At 29.8% G+C, this 16,267-nt stretch carries 17 protein-coding genes; 6 read left to right on the forward strand and 11 right to left on the reverse strand.

Translation table 11 applies throughout. The features are described 5' to 3' along the window. The first annotated feature begins 92 nt into the window (after positions 1 to 92). On the forward strand, positions 93 to 1,043 hold the full coding sequence (locus HKP59_RS07740) for a nitronate monooxygenase (protein WP_291805297.1): 951 nt from the start codon (positions 93 to 95) through the stop codon (positions 1,041 to 1,043). Positions 1,044 to 1,129: 86 nt separating this feature from the next. Continuing rightward, entirely contained in the window at positions 1,130 to 1,618 is a 489-nt protein-coding gene (locus tag HKP59_RS07745) for a hypothetical protein (protein WP_291805300.1), read from the forward strand. A gap of 17 nt (positions 1,619 to 1,635) precedes the next feature. Here the strand turns inward: HKP59_RS07745 and HKP59_RS07750 are convergent, their stop codons facing one another. The 5 genes from HKP59_RS07750 to HKP59_RS07770 all read right to left on the reverse strand — a co-directional run bounded on the left by HKP59_RS07750 (position 1,636) and on the right by HKP59_RS07770 (position 5,286). Next, positions 1,636 to 2,541 (reverse strand): TIGR01777 family oxidoreductase, encoded by a 906-nt coding sequence (locus tag HKP59_RS07750; protein ID WP_291805303.1) that lies wholly within the window; start codon positions 2,539 to 2,541, stop codon positions 1,636 to 1,638. A gap of 74 nt (positions 2,542 to 2,615) precedes the next feature. Beyond that, a complete protein-coding gene (locus tag HKP59_RS07755) occupies positions 2,616 to 3,179 on the reverse strand; it encodes a 2-oxoacid:acceptor oxidoreductase family protein (protein ID WP_291805306.1) in 564 nt (187 codons plus the stop codon). A 5-nt stretch (positions 3,180 to 3,184) separates the two neighbouring features. Next, positions 3,185 to 3,958: a thiamine pyrophosphate-dependent enzyme gene (locus tag HKP59_RS07760; RefSeq protein WP_291805308.1), complete on the reverse strand. Its 774-nt coding sequence runs from the start codon at positions 3,956 to 3,958 to the stop codon at positions 3,185 to 3,187. Next, positions 3,959 to 5,038 carry a 3-methyl-2-oxobutanoate dehydrogenase subunit VorB gene (locus tag HKP59_RS07765; RefSeq protein WP_291805312.1) on the reverse strand — a complete coding sequence of 360 codons (1,080 nt, stop codon included), beginning with the start codon at positions 5,036 to 5,038 and terminating at the stop codon, positions 3,959 to 3,961. It lies immediately after the preceding gene. Positions 5,039 to 5,055: 17 nt separating this feature from the next. Continuing rightward, on the reverse strand, positions 5,056 to 5,286 hold the full coding sequence (locus tag HKP59_RS07770) for a 4Fe-4S binding protein (RefSeq protein ID WP_291805314.1): 231 nt from the start codon (positions 5,284 to 5,286) through the stop codon (positions 5,056 to 5,058). 319 nt (positions 5,287 to 5,605) lie between these two features. Here HKP59_RS07770 and HKP59_RS07775 point away from each other — a divergent pair, with 319 nt between their 5' ends. From HKP59_RS07775 to HKP59_RS07790, 4 genes are all read left to right on the forward strand, one after another. Beyond that, positions 5,606 to 6,454 (forward strand): PPK2 family polyphosphate kinase, encoded by an 849-nt coding sequence (locus HKP59_RS07775; protein WP_291805316.1) that lies wholly within the window; start codon positions 5,606 to 5,608, stop codon positions 6,452 to 6,454. A 99-nt stretch (positions 6,455 to 6,553) separates the two neighbouring features. Next, complete coding sequence (locus HKP59_RS07780; RefSeq protein ID WP_291805319.1) at positions 6,554 to 7,372, forward strand: 3'-5' exonuclease; 819 nt, start codon at positions 6,554 to 6,556, stop codon at positions 7,370 to 7,372. A gap of 2 nt (positions 7,373 to 7,374) precedes the next feature. Further along, on the forward strand, positions 7,375 to 7,869 hold the full coding sequence (locus tag HKP59_RS07785; protein WP_291805321.1) for an ABC transporter ATPase: 495 nt from the start codon (positions 7,375 to 7,377) through the stop codon (positions 7,867 to 7,869). Positions 7,870 to 7,956: 87 nt separating this feature from the next. After that, positions 7,957 to 10,812, forward strand: a complete 2,856-nt coding sequence (locus HKP59_RS07790) for a glycoside hydrolase family 3 N-terminal domain-containing protein (protein ID WP_363289013.1) — start codon at positions 7,957 to 7,959, stop codon at positions 10,810 to 10,812. Here the strand turns inward: HKP59_RS07790 and HKP59_RS07795 are convergent. The 6 genes from HKP59_RS07795 to HKP59_RS07820 form a co-directional block, all read right to left on the reverse strand. Then, positions 10,799 to 11,773, reverse strand: a complete 975-nt coding sequence (locus HKP59_RS07795; RefSeq protein ID WP_291805326.1) for a 1-acyl-sn-glycerol-3-phosphate acyltransferase — start codon at positions 11,771 to 11,773, stop codon at positions 10,799 to 10,801. The two genes, HKP59_RS07790 and HKP59_RS07795, sit on opposite strands and share 14 nt — an antisense overlap. 78 nt (positions 11,774 to 11,851) lie before the next feature. Then, a complete protein-coding gene (locus tag HKP59_RS07800; protein ID WP_291805329.1) occupies positions 11,852 to 12,757 on the reverse strand; it encodes a bile acid:sodium symporter family protein in 906 nt (301 codons plus the stop codon). 1 nt (position 12,758) lies between these two features. Beyond that, a complete protein-coding gene (locus tag HKP59_RS07805) occupies positions 12,759 to 13,400 on the reverse strand; it encodes a DUF4159 domain-containing protein (protein ID WP_291805383.1) in 642 nt (213 codons plus the stop codon). Between the two features lie 55 nt (positions 13,401 to 13,455). Beyond that, a complete protein-coding gene (locus tag HKP59_RS07810) occupies positions 13,456 to 14,163 on the reverse strand; it encodes a 16S rRNA (uracil(1498)-N(3))-methyltransferase (RefSeq protein WP_291805331.1) in 708 nt (235 codons plus the stop codon). Next, positions 14,164 to 15,282 (reverse strand): GTP cyclohydrolase, encoded by a 1,119-nt coding sequence (locus tag HKP59_RS07815; protein ID WP_291805334.1) that lies wholly within the window; start codon positions 15,280 to 15,282, stop codon positions 14,164 to 14,166. Between the two features lie 5 nt (positions 15,283 to 15,287). Further along, positions 15,288 to 16,214: a transporter gene (locus HKP59_RS07820; RefSeq protein ID WP_291805337.1), complete on the reverse strand. Its 927-nt coding sequence runs from the start codon at positions 16,212 to 16,214 to the stop codon at positions 15,288 to 15,290. Positions 16,215 to 16,267 lie beyond the last annotated feature (53 nt).

Here is a 16,267-nt window from a genome sequence, read left to right on the forward strand (position 1 = left end):
AAAAAAGCACTTTCAATTTGAAAGTGCTTTTTTGTTTTAAACTTGATTGTTATGCGTGCATAATAATTACTATATTTGAAAAAATCATCTAAATGAAAACTATGAAACTTAAAAAGCTGTTAAATATAAAGCACCCTATAATTATGGCACCAATGTTTTTAGTATCAAATACCGCAATGGTTATTGAAGCTATGGAAAGTGGTATTGCAGGTTGTATACCAGCTCTAAATTATAGAACTTTGGATGAATTGAAAGCAGCAATTATAGAGTTGAAATCTGCAAAAGTTGAAGGAGGCTCATTTGGATTTAACCTTATTGTTAATAAATCTAATCTTAAGTATAAAGACCAATTAGCTGTTATTTGTGAGCATGGAGCTGATTTTATTATAACATCTTTAGGAAGTCCAGAAGAGACAATAAAGCAGGCGCATAAAAAAAATATTAAAGTTTTTTGTGATGTAACCGATTTAAAATTTGCTCAAAAAGTTGAGGAATTAGGTGCAGATGCAATTATTGCGGTAAATAATAAAGCAGGAGGGCATAGAGGAAATATTTCCCCAGAAAAATTAATCAGAGAGTTAGTTGAGCATTGTAGTATCCCTATTATTTCAGCTGGAGGTGTAGGGTCTAAAAATGAGTTGGATGCAATGCTGAGTTATGGAGCTGAAGGTGTTTCAATAGGCAGCCCTTTTATAGCCTCGGTAGAGGCCAATGTAACCGAAGAGTATAAGCAAGCATGTATTGATAATGGAGCTGATAATATTGTAATGACAGAGCGTATTTCAGGTACACCTTGTACTGTTATAAATACACCATATGTTCAAAAAATTGGTACAAAACAATCTTGGATAGAATCATTTTTAAATAAGAATAAGAAATTAAAGAAATGGATAAAATTGATTCGTTTTATGGTTGGAACTAATGCAGTTACAAATGCTGCAACCAAAGTAACATATAAAACAGTTTGGGTGGCCGGTCCAAGTATTGAACATACCAAACAAATTTTACCTGTTAAAGAAATAGTATCAAATCTAGTTAATTAATATTTTTGCTGAAACATTAATTTAATTAACCTTTGAATAACTTCAATAAATTAAATTTTCATAAAAGAACTTATTGCGAATTTAAAATGGTTCAAATAGATTTTTTTAACGAAAAATCAATTCACTATAAAAGTAAATCAGAAAGTTTATATCACTATACAAAAGATGGTGTTTATCGTTATTCTAACCATTGGGGAAGAGTTGCAAACTGTAGATGGAACATAGAAGGGATTGAGGATTATAAAAACCAATACTACTATGTTGGTTATGCCAATTGGTTTAGTTTCTTCAATTTAGATTCTAATAGAAAAAGTTTTTATCTTGAAGTTGATTACAATAGAGGTATATCCAAAATTTCCTATAAATTAGAAAATGATAGTGCTCAAAACTATTTAATGACTTTAGATTTTGCCTTTAAAAGACAAAAAGAAATAAAATCACTTTTTAAAGATGAAAAATGGGCAAGGTATTATGATGTAACTATTGAAGTTTTAAGAAAAAGAATTATTAAAAAATTAATCAACTCAAATAGTCCATTTCAAGAAATAAAACGAAATTTTAAACTTCAAAACTAAAATTTACTAATAAAACTTTAGTAATTAGTAAGTATGTTTTTAATGGTATCTTGAGTACTACTATGTTTAAATTTAAACCCAGTTTTTTCAACTTTTTTTGAAGAGACTCTACTTCCTTCTAATAAAATTTTAGACATCTCGCCATATAAAATCTTAAACACAAATGAAGGAACATTTGGTAGTAGGATCTTCTTTTTTAGGTAAGTGGCAATTATATTAGTTAATTCAATATTATTAACATGGGATGGAGAAACTGCATTGTAGATACCTTCAATTTTATTATTTTCAATAGCTTCTACATACATATTACATAAATCATCAATATGAATCCAAGGCATATATTGATTTCCTTTTCCTAGTGCTGCACCGAATCCAAGTTTAATTGGTTTTACAATTTTTGGTAATGCACCACCTTTATTAGAAAGTACAATTCCAGTTCTTAAAATAACTGTTCTTACATCAATTGTTGAAAATTTCAAAGATGCCTTTTCCCATAATTTACAAATTTTACTTATGAAATCATTTCCAGGAGCATCCTTTTCAGAATAAATAGTTGAAGAGGTAGTTGCTCCATAATAGCCTATACCTGAAGCTGCTATAAATCCTTTTAAATTATGGTTTAGTTCTTGTATTTTGTTGAATAATAAGTTTGTAGAATCAACTCGACTATCAATTAATTCTTTCTTTCTGGTTTTTGTCCAACGTTTATCTGCAATCCCAGCTCCGGCCAAATGTATAATGTAATCTGCATTTAGAATTGCTTCATTTTCAATATAACTATCGTTAATACTCCATTGATATACGTTAGGTTTTTTAGAAGTATTTCTACTTAAAATAGAAACTTTATGCCCTTTATTTTGTAATGAAGATGTTAATTGCTTTCCAATTAAACCTGTTCCTCCTGTAATTAATATTGATGCCATAAAAAATTCGATTACACTGTTTTTAAAAAAACAAAGTAATCGAATTTAATACTAACAAACAATTAAAATCTACGCTATGAAATATCTTCAGTAACTTTTAACGAGGTGACTTTATTCATTCCCATAGTAATAGCTTCTTTATTTAAAGGAATTAAATGGTGATATCGTTCAGATAGCGATTTTTTCAATCCTGAAATAACATTCTCTAATTGTACAATTGGTTTTATTTTTAAAAATGCACCTAATACTACCATATTAAATATTTTTTTATTTCCCATCTCAGAAGCAAGTTTAGTACCTTCAATTTGAAAAATATTAATATCAGTTCTTGTTGGATGATGAGAAATTCCGTTCGGGTCATAGATTAATACACCACCTGGTTTAACTTCATCTTCAAATTTATCCATGGACTGCTGATTTAAAATAATAGCAGTATCAAAAACTCTTAAGTAGGGAGAACTTATTCTTTCATCACTTAAAATTACCGTAACGTTTGCAGTACCACCGCGCATCTCCGGTCCGTAAGATGGCATCCAACTTACTTCTTGATTTTGCATAATTCCAGAATAGGCTAATATTTTCCCCATTGATAGTACACCTTGACCACCAAAACCTGCAATAATAATTTCTTCTGTCATAATTTTTATTTTAATTTACCATCAACTTTAATATCTCCAAGCGGAAAGTAAGGAAACATATTTTCTTCCATCCAAATATTAGATTCATTGGGTGTCATTTTCCAACCTGAGTTACAGTTCGAAACAATTTCAACAAATGAAAGTCCTTTTCTTAATCGAGTATTTTCAAATGCTTTTTTAATGGCTTTTTTAGCTTTTCTTGCACTTTTATGGTTGTGGACTGCTTGTCGAGTTACATAGTATACACCTGGTAAGTTAGCCACTAATTCTGTCATTTTTAATGGAGAACCCATTGTTGAAATATCTCTACCAAATGGTGATGTTGATGATTTCATTCCTTCTAAAGTTGTTGGAGCCATTTGACCACCTGTCATTCCATAAATTCCATTATTTACAAAAATAATGACAATATTTTCACCTCTATTACAAGCATGAATAGTTTCTGCAGTACCAATTGCTGCTAAATCACCATCACCTTGATACGTAAATACGTATTTTTCTGGCCAAGTTCTTGCAATTGCAGTTGCTACTGCCGGAGCACGACCGTGTGCAGCTTGTGTGATATCGATATTCATAAAATCGTATGCTAAAACTGAGCATCCAACAGGTGCAACGCCAATTGTTTCTTCTGAAATACCCATTTCATCAATCACTTCCATTGTTAAATTATGAGCAGTACCGTGACCACAACCGGGACAATAAGATAATGGTGTATCTGTCATTAATTTTGTTTTACAAAAAACTTGATTTTCGGGTTTTATAATATCTAATACGTCCATTTATTTTATAATTTTTTGTTCTAATGCTTCTAATATCTCTTCTGGAGTATGAATGATACCACCAGTTCTTCCAAAATGTTCAACAGGTACTTTAAATTGAACTGACATTCTTACATCTTCAACCATTTGACCAGCGTTTAATTCAACGCTTAATACGCCTTTAACCTGATCTGCTAGTTCAAAAAGTTCTTGTTTTGGGTAAGGGAATAATGTAATTGGGCGTAAAAGACCAACTTTTAGTCCTTTTTCTCGAGCCAACTCAACAGCCTTTTGACTAATTCGTGCACTTGAACCATAAGCTACAATAAGGTACTCTGCGTCATCACACATAATTTTTTCAAAGCGCAAGTCCTCTTTTTCCATTTGTTCGTACTTTTTCATTAATCTACGAACTCTTGCTTCCATTTTTTCCGATTGTAAATCGAGAGAGGTAATAATATTTCTCTCTCTGTTTGTTTTACCTGTTACTGCCCAATCCCCATATTTTTCAATAAGTTCTTCATTTGACATTCTTTCTTGTTGATCTTTTAGGTTCACTTTCTCCATCATTTGACCAATTAACCCATCGGAAAGAATTAATACAGGAGCTCTGTATTTAAAAGCAATATCAAATGCGTCTTCAACAAAATCTGCCATCTCTTGCACAGACGAAGGTGCTAAAACATATAATTTATAATCGCCATGCCCGCCGCCTTTAACCGATTGAAAATAATCAGCTTGAGAAGGTTGTATGGTACCTAATCCAGGACCACCACGTACAACATTTACGATAACTGCGGGTAATTCTGCTCCAGCTAAATAAGAGATACCTTCTAATTTTAGAGATATACCTGGACTTGATGAAGAAGTTAATACTTTTTTACCTGTACTTGCAGCGCCATAAACCATATTTATTGCTGCAATTTCACTTTCAGCTTGTAACACAACCATCCCAGTTCTATCCTCGGGATGCTCTGTCATTAAGTATTCAATAACTTCAGATTGTGGTGTAATTGGGTAACCAAAATATGCATCGGCACCAGCTCTTATCGCAGCTTCGGCTAATGCTTCGTTACCTTTCATTAATTTTAATTCCGCCATTCTAATTCGTTTATTAATTATGCTTGAACTTTTACTCTATACACAGAAATTGCTCTATCTGGGCAAACAATTCCGCAGTTTGTACAACCTGTACAAGCTTCAGGATTACTCATATATGCATAGTGATATCCTTTTCTGTTTACTTCGGTTGACATACTAATCACATCTTCAGGACAAACAGGTATACAAACCTCACATCCTTTGCATGTTTCATTATCAACTACAATTGCTCCTTTAACTTTTGCCATATTAATAATTTTATATATAAATAATACGTTGTAATTTTATTATCCTCAAAGATATTACGAAAACGTTATAATAACTATGATAAATGTCAATCTGTGATAAATGTCATACATATTTGGTGATTTTTTTGTAACAAATTTCAATTTGAAGTTGATATATGCGACTATATTAGAGTTAGCTTTGAGAAGAATAAACTTAATAATATGAGGAAATATTTAATTTATATTTGAACAAAATGGTTAGAAAATTTCACTGATTATTTAATTTCTATTATTTTCGATGCAAATAGAATTTTAGTCAATTAATTAAATATATTTTAGAATGAGCAAATACCTAGTAAAAGGAACGGTTAATTTAAAAGAATACAGTACGAAACTAGTTGAAAAAAATGCCAAAAAAAAGCTAAATAAAATTAGGAAAGAACTTAGTAAAATTCAAAATACTATGTATGCTGAAGGCAAATACGCTGTTTTGATTTGTTTACAAGGAATGGATACATCAGGAAAAGATAGTTTAATTAGAGAAGTTTTTAAAGATGTGAATTCGCAAGGTATTAATGTGCATAGTTTTAAAGTGCCATCAGAATTAGAAAAAAAACACGATTATTTATGGCGTCATTACATAGCATTACCAGGGAGAGGTAAAATAGGAATTTTTAATAGAACCCATTATGAAAATGTACTAGTAACGCGTGTACATCCTGAGTATATTGTTGGTGAGAATATTCCGTCAGCAACTAGTGTAGAGGTCTTAAATGATGATTTTTTCAATAACAGAATGGAAGAAATAAATAATTTTGAAAGTCATATTGTAAATAATGGTACAATAATTTTAAAATTCTTTTTAAATCTATCCAAAGAAGAACAAAAGAATCGATTATTAAGGAGGCTGCGTTTAAAAGAAAAAAATTGGAAATTTTCGCCTGGAGATTTGAAAGAACGCAAGCTTTGGGATGCTTATCAATTTTGTTATGAAGATTTGTTAAATAAGACTTCAAAAGAAAATGCACCATGGTTTATAATTCCTGCAGATGACAAGTCAACGGCAAGATTATTAGTAGCTGAAACTATTTTAGAATCTTTAAAAACATACAATTTTAAAGAACCTGAATTACCTCAAAAATACCAAGTTGAAATTGAAAATTATAAAAAACAACTTCAAAATGAGTAACTTAAATATTTGTTAAAAAGTCTTTAAAACTACTTGTTTTAAAGCATAAATCGTACATTACAAATTGTATATTTACATCTCGATTATTTAAAATTTACTATGGAATTAAAATTAGAAAAACCGATTATATTTTTCGATTTAGAAACAACAGGTATTAATATTGCAAAAGATAGAATTGTTGAAATTTCAATACTAAAAGTATTTCCAAATGGAAATAAAGAAAGTAAAACGTGGTTAGTAAATCCAGAAATGGAAATACCAAAAGAAGCTTCAGATATTCATGGAATTACTAATGAACGAGTAGTTACTGAACCTACATTTAACGAACTTGCTTTACAAGTGAGTGAGCTTATTGAAGGTTGTGATTTGGCTGGATTTAACTCGAATAGATTTGATATTCCTTTGCTTGCTGAAGAAATGTTGCGTGCCAATGTAAATTTTGACATGAAGAATAGAGTAGCTATTGATGTTCAGGTTATTTTTCATAAAAAAGAGGAACGAACGCTGAGTGCAGGTTATAAATTTTATTGTGATAAAAGTTTGGAAAATGCCCATTCGGCAGAAGCGGATACTCTTGCAACCTATGAAATTTTAAAAGCACAATTAGATAAGTATGATGATTTAGAAAATAATGTTAATTTTTTAAATGAATATTCAACATTTAATAAAAGAGCTGATTTTGCAGGGTTTATTCAATACAATGTGGAAGGTGATGAAATTTTTACATTTGGAAAATATAAAAATCAAACAGTAAAAGAAATTTTGAAGAAAGATAAGGGTTATTTTTCATGGATTCAAAATGCGGATTTTCCATTATATACAAAAAAAGTTTTGGGAGAAATTAAGGAGAGTTTATTTCCTAGAAAGAAAGAAACTACAATAGATGATTTAAAAAATAAATTCAATCAAAAATTATAAATATGTTAGTGAATTTTGAAAGTTTGGCAGATACTTCCAGAGTATGGATATATCAGTCTGATAGAGAATTTTTAGAAAGTGAAGTTGTTAAAATAAGTGATAAAGTTGAAGAATTTATTGAAGATTGGTTAGGACATGGTGATCAAATAAAAGCTTCATTTTTAATTAAATACAATCAATTTATTATTATTGCTGCTGACCAGCATTATAATGATGTTTCTGGTTGTTCAATTGATTCTTCAGTAAAATTTATAAAAAAACTAGAGAACGAATTTCAGTTAGATTTAACCAATAAATTAAACATTTCATTTAAGCATAGAGATAGTATAAACATTGTTTCTATGGCTGATTTTCAAAAATATGCCCAAGAGCAAAAAATAACTTCAAATACAGTTGTATTCAACAATATGGTTACAACCAAGGAAGATTTAATTAAGAATTGGGAAGTTACAGCAGAGAACAGTTGGCACAAACGTTTTTTAGTAGAATCAGTATAATCACCTTTTTGATTTTTTGATAAAATGAAAAAAAACATATTTTTCATATTTGCGCTATTATTTAGTGCTTTTTTGCAGTCACAAAATTTGGATCCATTAATCGCTCAGGATTCGTTGGCTCAAAAAAAGTGGGTAGATACGTTAATGGATCAAATGACTATTGATCAAAAAATAGGTCAATTGTTCATGGTTCAAGCCTATTCAAATAAAGATATTAGCCACACAAATTTTATTCAAAATTTAATTAAAAAACATCATATCGGTGGACTCATCTTTATGCAGGGAACTCCTGAATCTCAGGCCAAACTTACTAATAAATACCAATCTATTTCTAAAACACCTTTGTTAATTGGTTTTGATGGTGAATGGGGATTAGATATGCGCTTAAAAAATACGTATCGTTTTCCTTGGAATATGACACTTGGAGCAATAAGAAATAATAAACTAATTGAAAAATTTGGAGAACAAGTTGGGAAACATTGCAAACGTTTAGGGATTCATATAAATTTTGCACCTGTTGTAGATATCAATATAAATCCTGAAAATCCAATAATTGGAAATCGTTCTTTTGGAGAAGGAAGAGAGAACGTAACTAATAAAGCTTCCGCATTTATAAAAGGAATCCAAAGTCAGTATGTATTAGCTTCTGCAAAACATTTTCCCGGTCACGGAGATACCGATTCAGATTCTCATAAAACGCTTCCTGTCTTAGATTTTGACATTGAAAGATTAGATTCTATTGAATTGTATCCTTACAAACAACTTTTTAAAAGTAATTTAACTAGCGTTATGGTTGCACATTTAAGTGTTAAAGCGTTAGAGCCAAGTCAAGACTTACCAACATCACTTTCGTATAAAGTGGTTACTGAATTATTAAAGGAAAAATTAAATTTTAAGGGTTTAGTACTAACCGATGCCCTTAATATGAAAGGAGCTTCAAATTTTGCAAAACCAGGTGATATAGATTTAGCAGCTTTGCAAGCTGGAAATGACCTTTTATTGATTCCTGAAGATGTCCCAGCTGCTATTTCCAAAATTAAAAAAGCAATTGATGAGAATATAATTACGGAAGAAAGGATTGATTTTTCAGTTCGTAAAGTTTTAATGGCTAAATACTGGGCTGGTTTAAGTGAATTTAAGTTGGTGGAGTTAGAAAATCTACAAGAAGATTTAAATTCAATTTCTGATGAATTGCTTCATAGAGAATTAGTTGAAAATTCAATTACATTAATAAAAAATGAGTCGTTAGTTTTTCCAATTCAAAATTTGGACAAAAAGAAAATTGCGTATGTAAAATTAGGTGATGCTCAAAATAGAGACTTTGTAAATATGCTAAAAAATTACACAGATGTAACTGTAGTTTCAGGCAAAAATTTAGATGAATTAGTTACCAAATTAAAGTCATATAATTTAGTAATAATAGGATATCACAAATCTAATTTAACTCCTTGGAAAGAGTATAAATTTAAAGATAAGGAATTGGTTTGGCTACAAGAAATAGCCAGAACTAATACTGTCATTTTAGATGTTTTTGCTAGCCCATATAGTTTATTACAATTAAAAACATTTGAAAATATTAACGGGTTATTGTTATCATATCAAAATAGTAAAATTTCTCAAGAAATTTCAGCTCAAATGATTTTTGGAGCGATAGAAACTAAAGGTAAGTTACCAGTTTCATTGAAAAACATATTTTCTGAAGGACACGGATTACTGTCTACCTCATTGCAACGTTTAGCATATTCAATACCCGAGGATGTTGGACTAAGTTCTAAGAAGTTAGAGAAAATTGATTCTATTGCTCAAATTGTTTTGGAAGAAAAAATGGCTCCGGGAATGCAAGTTTTGGTCGCCAGAAAAGGAAAAATTGTATACCAAAAAGCTTTTGGTTATCACACGAACAAAAAGCAAGTAATGGTAAAGAATAATGACATGTATGATATCGCTTCTTTAACAAAAATATTGGCTTCATTGCCTTTAATTATGGAGTTGGAAGAACGAGGAATTTTTAATTTGAATACCACTTTAGGTAATTTAATTCCGAAGTTTAAAAATTCAAATAAAGATACTTTAACAGTAAAGGAAGTGTTATCTCATTACGGTAGGTTAAAATCCTGGATACCATTTTATATAAACACGTTAGATAGTATAACGAATGAACCTTCAAATGAATTTTATAACCAAAAGAGAACTGAAGAATTCGGTATTAGAGTAGGTGATAAGATGTATTTAAAAACCGATTACCCTTCTATCATGCTAGATAGTATTATTAGTGCTGAGCAAAGGTTAAGGGTTGGTTATAAATATAGTGATTTACCATTTTATATTTTTAAAAACTATATTGAAAACTATTATAAACAAGATTTAAATGAATTGACACAGGAACATTTTTATAAATCATTGGGAGCAACTCAAACAACATATCTTCCATTAAATAAATTTTCAAAGAAGAATATTATACCTACTGAATTAGATGATTATTACAGAAATCAATTAGTTCACGGTTATGTGCATGATTTGGGAGCGGCCTTCCAAAAAGGTATTGGAGGTCACGCAGGTTTATTTTCAAACACAAATGATATTGCTAAGATTATGCAATTATATTTACAAAAAGGTTATTATGGTGGTAAACGCTATTTTAAATCTGAAACTATTGATAAATTTAATCATCGGTATTATGCAAATAATCAAGTGAGAAGAGGTATTGGTTTTGATAAACCTCAAATACGTGAAAGAGAAAAAGCAACTTGTGGGTGTGTTTCTGATGAAAGTTTTGGACATAGCGGTTTTACTGGCACCTATACTTGGGCTGATCCTGAAACAGAAATCATTTATATATTTTTATCGAATAGAGTATATCCAACGGCTGATAATATGGGTTTAATTAGAAAAAATATAAGAACTGAAATTCAGCAGTACATTCAAGATGCTATTCTTTATTAATAGACATTGTTTTGGTTGAAATAATTCCTAATAGAATACTTATTCCTAGATAAATTAAAGCATAATAGCTATTATAAAAGTAATAGATTATTAGTGTTTGAATAATATAGAATAAAGGGAAAACAGTCAAAATTAGAGCAAATCTATAGGTATTTGTAAAAACAATATCTGAGATCTTAGATTTTAAATATAGCCAAATAAGTAAAGGAAGTATGCTATTTAATTTAGTGATTAAATGAATTGGAAAGAACCAATTAACGCTACTCTTTGTTGGTTTGGTTTCTGAAATTGAATTTATATTTTGTAGTAATTCAGCAGCTTCAATTGGGTTTGTAAAGTCAACATTAGCTGAGTTTAATTTTGAAATAGTTTCGTCATAATTGGCATCATCTTTAATATGAAGGGTCAAGTTTTTAAGAGCAATAGTAACTTCATTAATAATGGCTGTAAAGCGTAGATCTGGATTTTCAGTATTGACAAAGTTATTTGCCAAAATGGGTTGTCCATAGTGTATGGAAACACTACTTGGGAAATTCAAATGTGAATCATAATTTATTCCAATAGGAACAATTTGAATGTTTAGATGTGGGTATTTTTGAAGTGTTCCTAAAATAATACGAGCAAACCCTTTTTTTAATGGCATAATTTGCCTTTTTAGGTGATGTGCTCCTTCGGCAAATATTTCAACTGCTCCTTCATTTTTTAAAATATCGAAACACTGTTCAAAAACGGAAACATTTTTTTCAATCGTATTAAACCCATCTCTAATTCTATATACGGGAATCATATTTAGAGATTTTAAAAATTTTGAAATAAGATTAGTCGTAAATGCACTTGCTCGAGTTAAAAAATGAATTTCTCTTTTTGTAGTTGTTGGAATTAGAATAGCATCTATAAGAGCATTTTGGTGATTGGCAATAAATAGAATAGGTCCATCTTTAGGTATGTTTTCTTTACCCACAATCGTTATTTTTTTATGTAAAAAAAATAAACCAATTTTTAAATAAGCCCTCATTATGTAATACCAGAGACTTTTCACTTATTCAGCTGTTTTTTGTTTTGCCCAATAGCTAGCTAATAAAAGTCCAGATAAAATATCCCAAATTGCCCAAAAAGCAACTAAGAGTGCCATCCCTCCAAGACCGTTAAAAAAACTAAAAATTAATAATAAACCCAAGCCTGAATTTTGTATCCCAGTTTCAATGGCCAAGGTTTTTTGATTTTTATAAGATAGTTTCATTGCTTTTGCAAAATAAAATCCTGTAAGTAGGGCTAAAATATTATGGGCAATGACTAAAATTAAAACATAGTGCACATAATTCATAAAAATATTAAAATTGTCGTAAAATGCAATAACTATAAAAATCATGAAAATGATTAGAGAAACAGGTTTTAAAATTTTAGATAATTTATCAGCTACATTCGGTTTATACCTTCTTACCCACATCCCAATAATAAGAGGAATTCCCAAAATAAGGGTCACCAATTTTACTAATTCATAAGGGTCTAGTTCTATGGTTTGAAGAATTTTAGCAGTTGGAGCATATAAGTTTCCCCAAATTTCTAAATTCAGAGGTGTCATTATTACAGAAATTAGAGTAGCAAAAGCTGTTAAGCTTACTGATAAAGCTGAATTTCCTTTAGCCATTTGTGTCATAAAATTAGAAATATTTCCCCCGGGGCAAGCAGCAACCATCATCATTCCTAAAGCAATACTTGGCATAGGATTCACTAATTTTATAAAAATGAATGTAACAAATGGAAGTAAAAAAAATTGAGAAATAATACCTGTTAATAAGATTTTAGGTGATTTAAAAAGTCGTTTAAAATCATCTATAGTAATACCAAGAGCAACTCCAAACATAATTAATGCCAAGGTGACATTTAAAACCCATAGACCTTCTGTATCGAAATTTATTTTAAGCGAATCTAAGTTTTCCTGCATATTAATTTTTAAAAGCGTATTCAATAATATTTGCACCCATTTTTAGTGCTTTATCACGTACTTCAAAGCTATCGTTATGTATTTCTTCATCTTCCCAACCATCACTTAAATCAGCTTCATAATCATAAAAGCAAACCAATCTTCCTTGGTAAAATAAACCAAATCCTTTAGATGCTTTGTTGTCATGTTCGTGAATTTTAGGAACTCCATTTTCAAAATTAAATGATTGGTGAAAAATGGGATGATTGTAAGGAATTTCTTGAAATTCTTGATTCGGAAATATTTTTTTAAGTTCCCGTCTAATGTATTTATCTAAACCATAATTATCAGAAATATGCAAAAATCCTCCAGATTGAAGGTAGCTTTTTAAGTTTTCAGTATCATCATTAGAAAATAAGACATTCCCATGACCAGTCATAAATACAATAGGATAATTATAAATGTCTAAACTACCAATTTCAACCGTTTCAGGATTTGCATTTATTGAAGAATGTATATTCGAATTACAAAATTCTATTAAATTGGGTAAAGCCGTTGGATTTGCATACCAATCTCCACCACCGTTATATTTTAAAATGGCAATTTGCTGTGCTGAAATACTTGAAAAAGAAAAAAGAGTAACTAAAAAAAATAAGCATATAATATTTATTTGAAAGCTATAAATTTTAAAATGTACTTGTAAAAATTTCTTCATCTAATTATTCATTTGTAAAAGCAACGCTATGGACAGCTACAATACCAGCGGTTTCAGTTCGTAAGCGGCTTTCTCCCAAAGATACAGGAATAAAGTTATGTACCAAACTTTGCATAATTTCTTTGATTGAAAAATCACCTTCAGGACCAATTAAAATAGTTGTGTCAAGTTTTGGTTTTAAAGCAGTTTTTAATGATTTTTTAGCAGTTTCTTCGCAATGTGCTATAAATAATTGTCCGTCAAAATTTGAATTAATAAATTGATTAAAAGTGACAGGTTCATTTAATTTTGGAAAGTGATACTTTAAAGATTGTTTTGCCGCAGATTGAATTATTTTTTCCAATCGTTCTGGTTTAACTACTTTTCTTTCAGAGTGTTCACAAATAATTGGTGTTATTTCATCAATACCTATTTCAGTAGCTTTTTCTAAAAACCATTCAAAGCGATCGTTTAATTTTGTTGGGGCAATAGCAATGTGTAAATAATAATTCCAAGGTTTTTTAAAAGCTTCAGTTGTTATAATTTTAACTAAACATTTTTTGTCATTTGCTATTAGAATTTCAGATGTAAATAGTTTTCCTTTTCCATTGGTGATAAAAATTTTATCATTTTCTTTTTTTCTTAATACACGAACTATATGTCTACTTTCGGTTTTATCAAAAGTGAATTGTTGAGAAGTAGCTGTTAGTTCAGAATTGTAGAATAATTGCATTTAAATCACTTTTTTATAGGTACAACGCCTTTTGTATACTTTTGAATCAAAATTTTTCCAAACTGCAGCGATGGCTTCATTTGATGCGAGTTCTGGAGTTCTAATGCAATTTATAATTCCTTTAGGTTCAAAACTTTTTTGAAATTCTAAAAAAAGCAATGCATGTATGCCTTTATTTTGATGCTCTGGATGCACGCCTATCAAGTAAAATAGAGCATCTTTGCTATTGTTTTTTGCCTTAAGTAAATGAAATATTCCAAAAGGGAATAATTTGCCATTCGCCTTTTGTAAAGCCTCAGAGAATGAAGGCATGGTAATTGCGAAGGCTATCATATCGCCGTTTTTATCAACTACAAATTTTATATACTCAGGGTTGATAAAAGAGATGTATTTCTTTTTGAAATATTCTTTTTCTCTTTCTGAAATTGGAACAAAGGATGGTAACGCAGCATAACTTTCATTAAACAAGTCGAACATTTTATCTACATAAGGGAAAATTTCTTTTGTTTTAGTAAAATTAAGAGGTGTAAGATGATAACGTTTTTTTATCAACTCACCAACTCGTTCTAGCGGCTCTCTTTTTACATTTTTAAAAAGAAATTTACTTTCTAAATACTCTTTTTCAATATTGAAGCCTAACTTTTCTAAGTGAGTTTTATAATACGCGTGGTTGTACCAAGTTATCATGGTTCCGATATGATCAAAACCTTCAGTTAAAACTCCAACTTTATCTAGATTTGAAAATCCAACTGGACCTTCCATAAATTCTAAATTGTTTTGAACTCCAATTTCTTCAACTTTCTGTAATAATAATGTAGAAACCTCTATGTCATCAATAAAATCAAACCATCCGAAACGCATTTTCTTTAATTTTTGCTTTTTAATTTCAGTATAATTTATAATTGCAGCAACGCGTCCAACAACTTCATTATTTTTTTTAGCTACAAAAAATCGAGCTTCAGCATGTTCAAAAACTGGATTTTTAGTTTTATCAAACGAACTAATTTCATCATTAATAATTGGAGGCACCCAATAAGGATTGTCTTTGTAAAGTTTAAAAGGAAATTTAACGAAAGCTTTCATTTCCTTTTTTGTAGTCATTTCTTGCAGTATAATCATAACTATTAATTCTTCTTAAATAATCTTGAAAAGAAATTTCCTTTCTTCTTTATTTTCGCTCTTGGAGAGTTTTTAACCACTAATTGATCAGAATGTCTATCTAGCCTCCAAGCTAAACCTACGGAAGAATAAATAAACGAATAATCATCAAAAAAGTTTGTCCTTAAAGAAGCGTCTAATTGTAAATTTCTTGAATATAAATAGGCAATTCCAGTTCCAAAATTGAATTTTGGTGTTGCATGTTTTTCAAATACACCTTGATTTTCAACAAAATAAGACCACTTATAGCTCAAAGCATAGGTCATTGTTGCTATATAGGAATATTCATTTGAGTCAGATAAAATTTTATTTGCAATTAAATTAGTTAATAAAACCAATCGGTCTGAGAAATCGTTTTGTAATAAAATAGCTCCTTTTAATGTTAGCTCATTTGCTTTATAATCGTCACTTAAAAAATTAGTATTTACACCTACAAAAGCACCTACAGATGGAATTAATCGTTTTTTATCAAATGCCATTCTACGCTTCCAACTTCTTACTTCTTTAGATTTGTCAGTGTAATTTTGCTCATAAATTAAATACTTAGCACCAATAGTAAGTTCACTTATTCCGCTAATATTAGTTCTGGCTTCTGAGGGATTATTTACAATTTCATCTTTTTGGTATGTAATTTTAGCATTCATTTCAAGTTTATCATAAAATTTCCCATATCTAAAAAACAACTCTCCTCCCAGAGAGTTTGCTTTTGATAAAAAGGCATTGTTATCACTTGATCTATAAAACATACCTGTTTCGAACTGAAAAACATCGGTTCCAATACTATACGGACTTTCAGAAAAACCAGGCCGCTTAGAGTTAATTATTTCTGTGTATTGGGCACTCACTATTTGAATACCGCCAAAAAGAATTACAAGCCATAAAATTCGTTTCATATTGTATGTTGATTAAGTTGTCAAATATAAGATTTTATATAATTAAACGTTTT

Origin of the sequence: Lutibacter sp. (assembly GCF_013041805.1) — a bacterium.
Classification (GTDB): Bacteria; Bacteroidota; Bacteroidia; order Flavobacteriales; family Flavobacteriaceae; genus Lutibacter.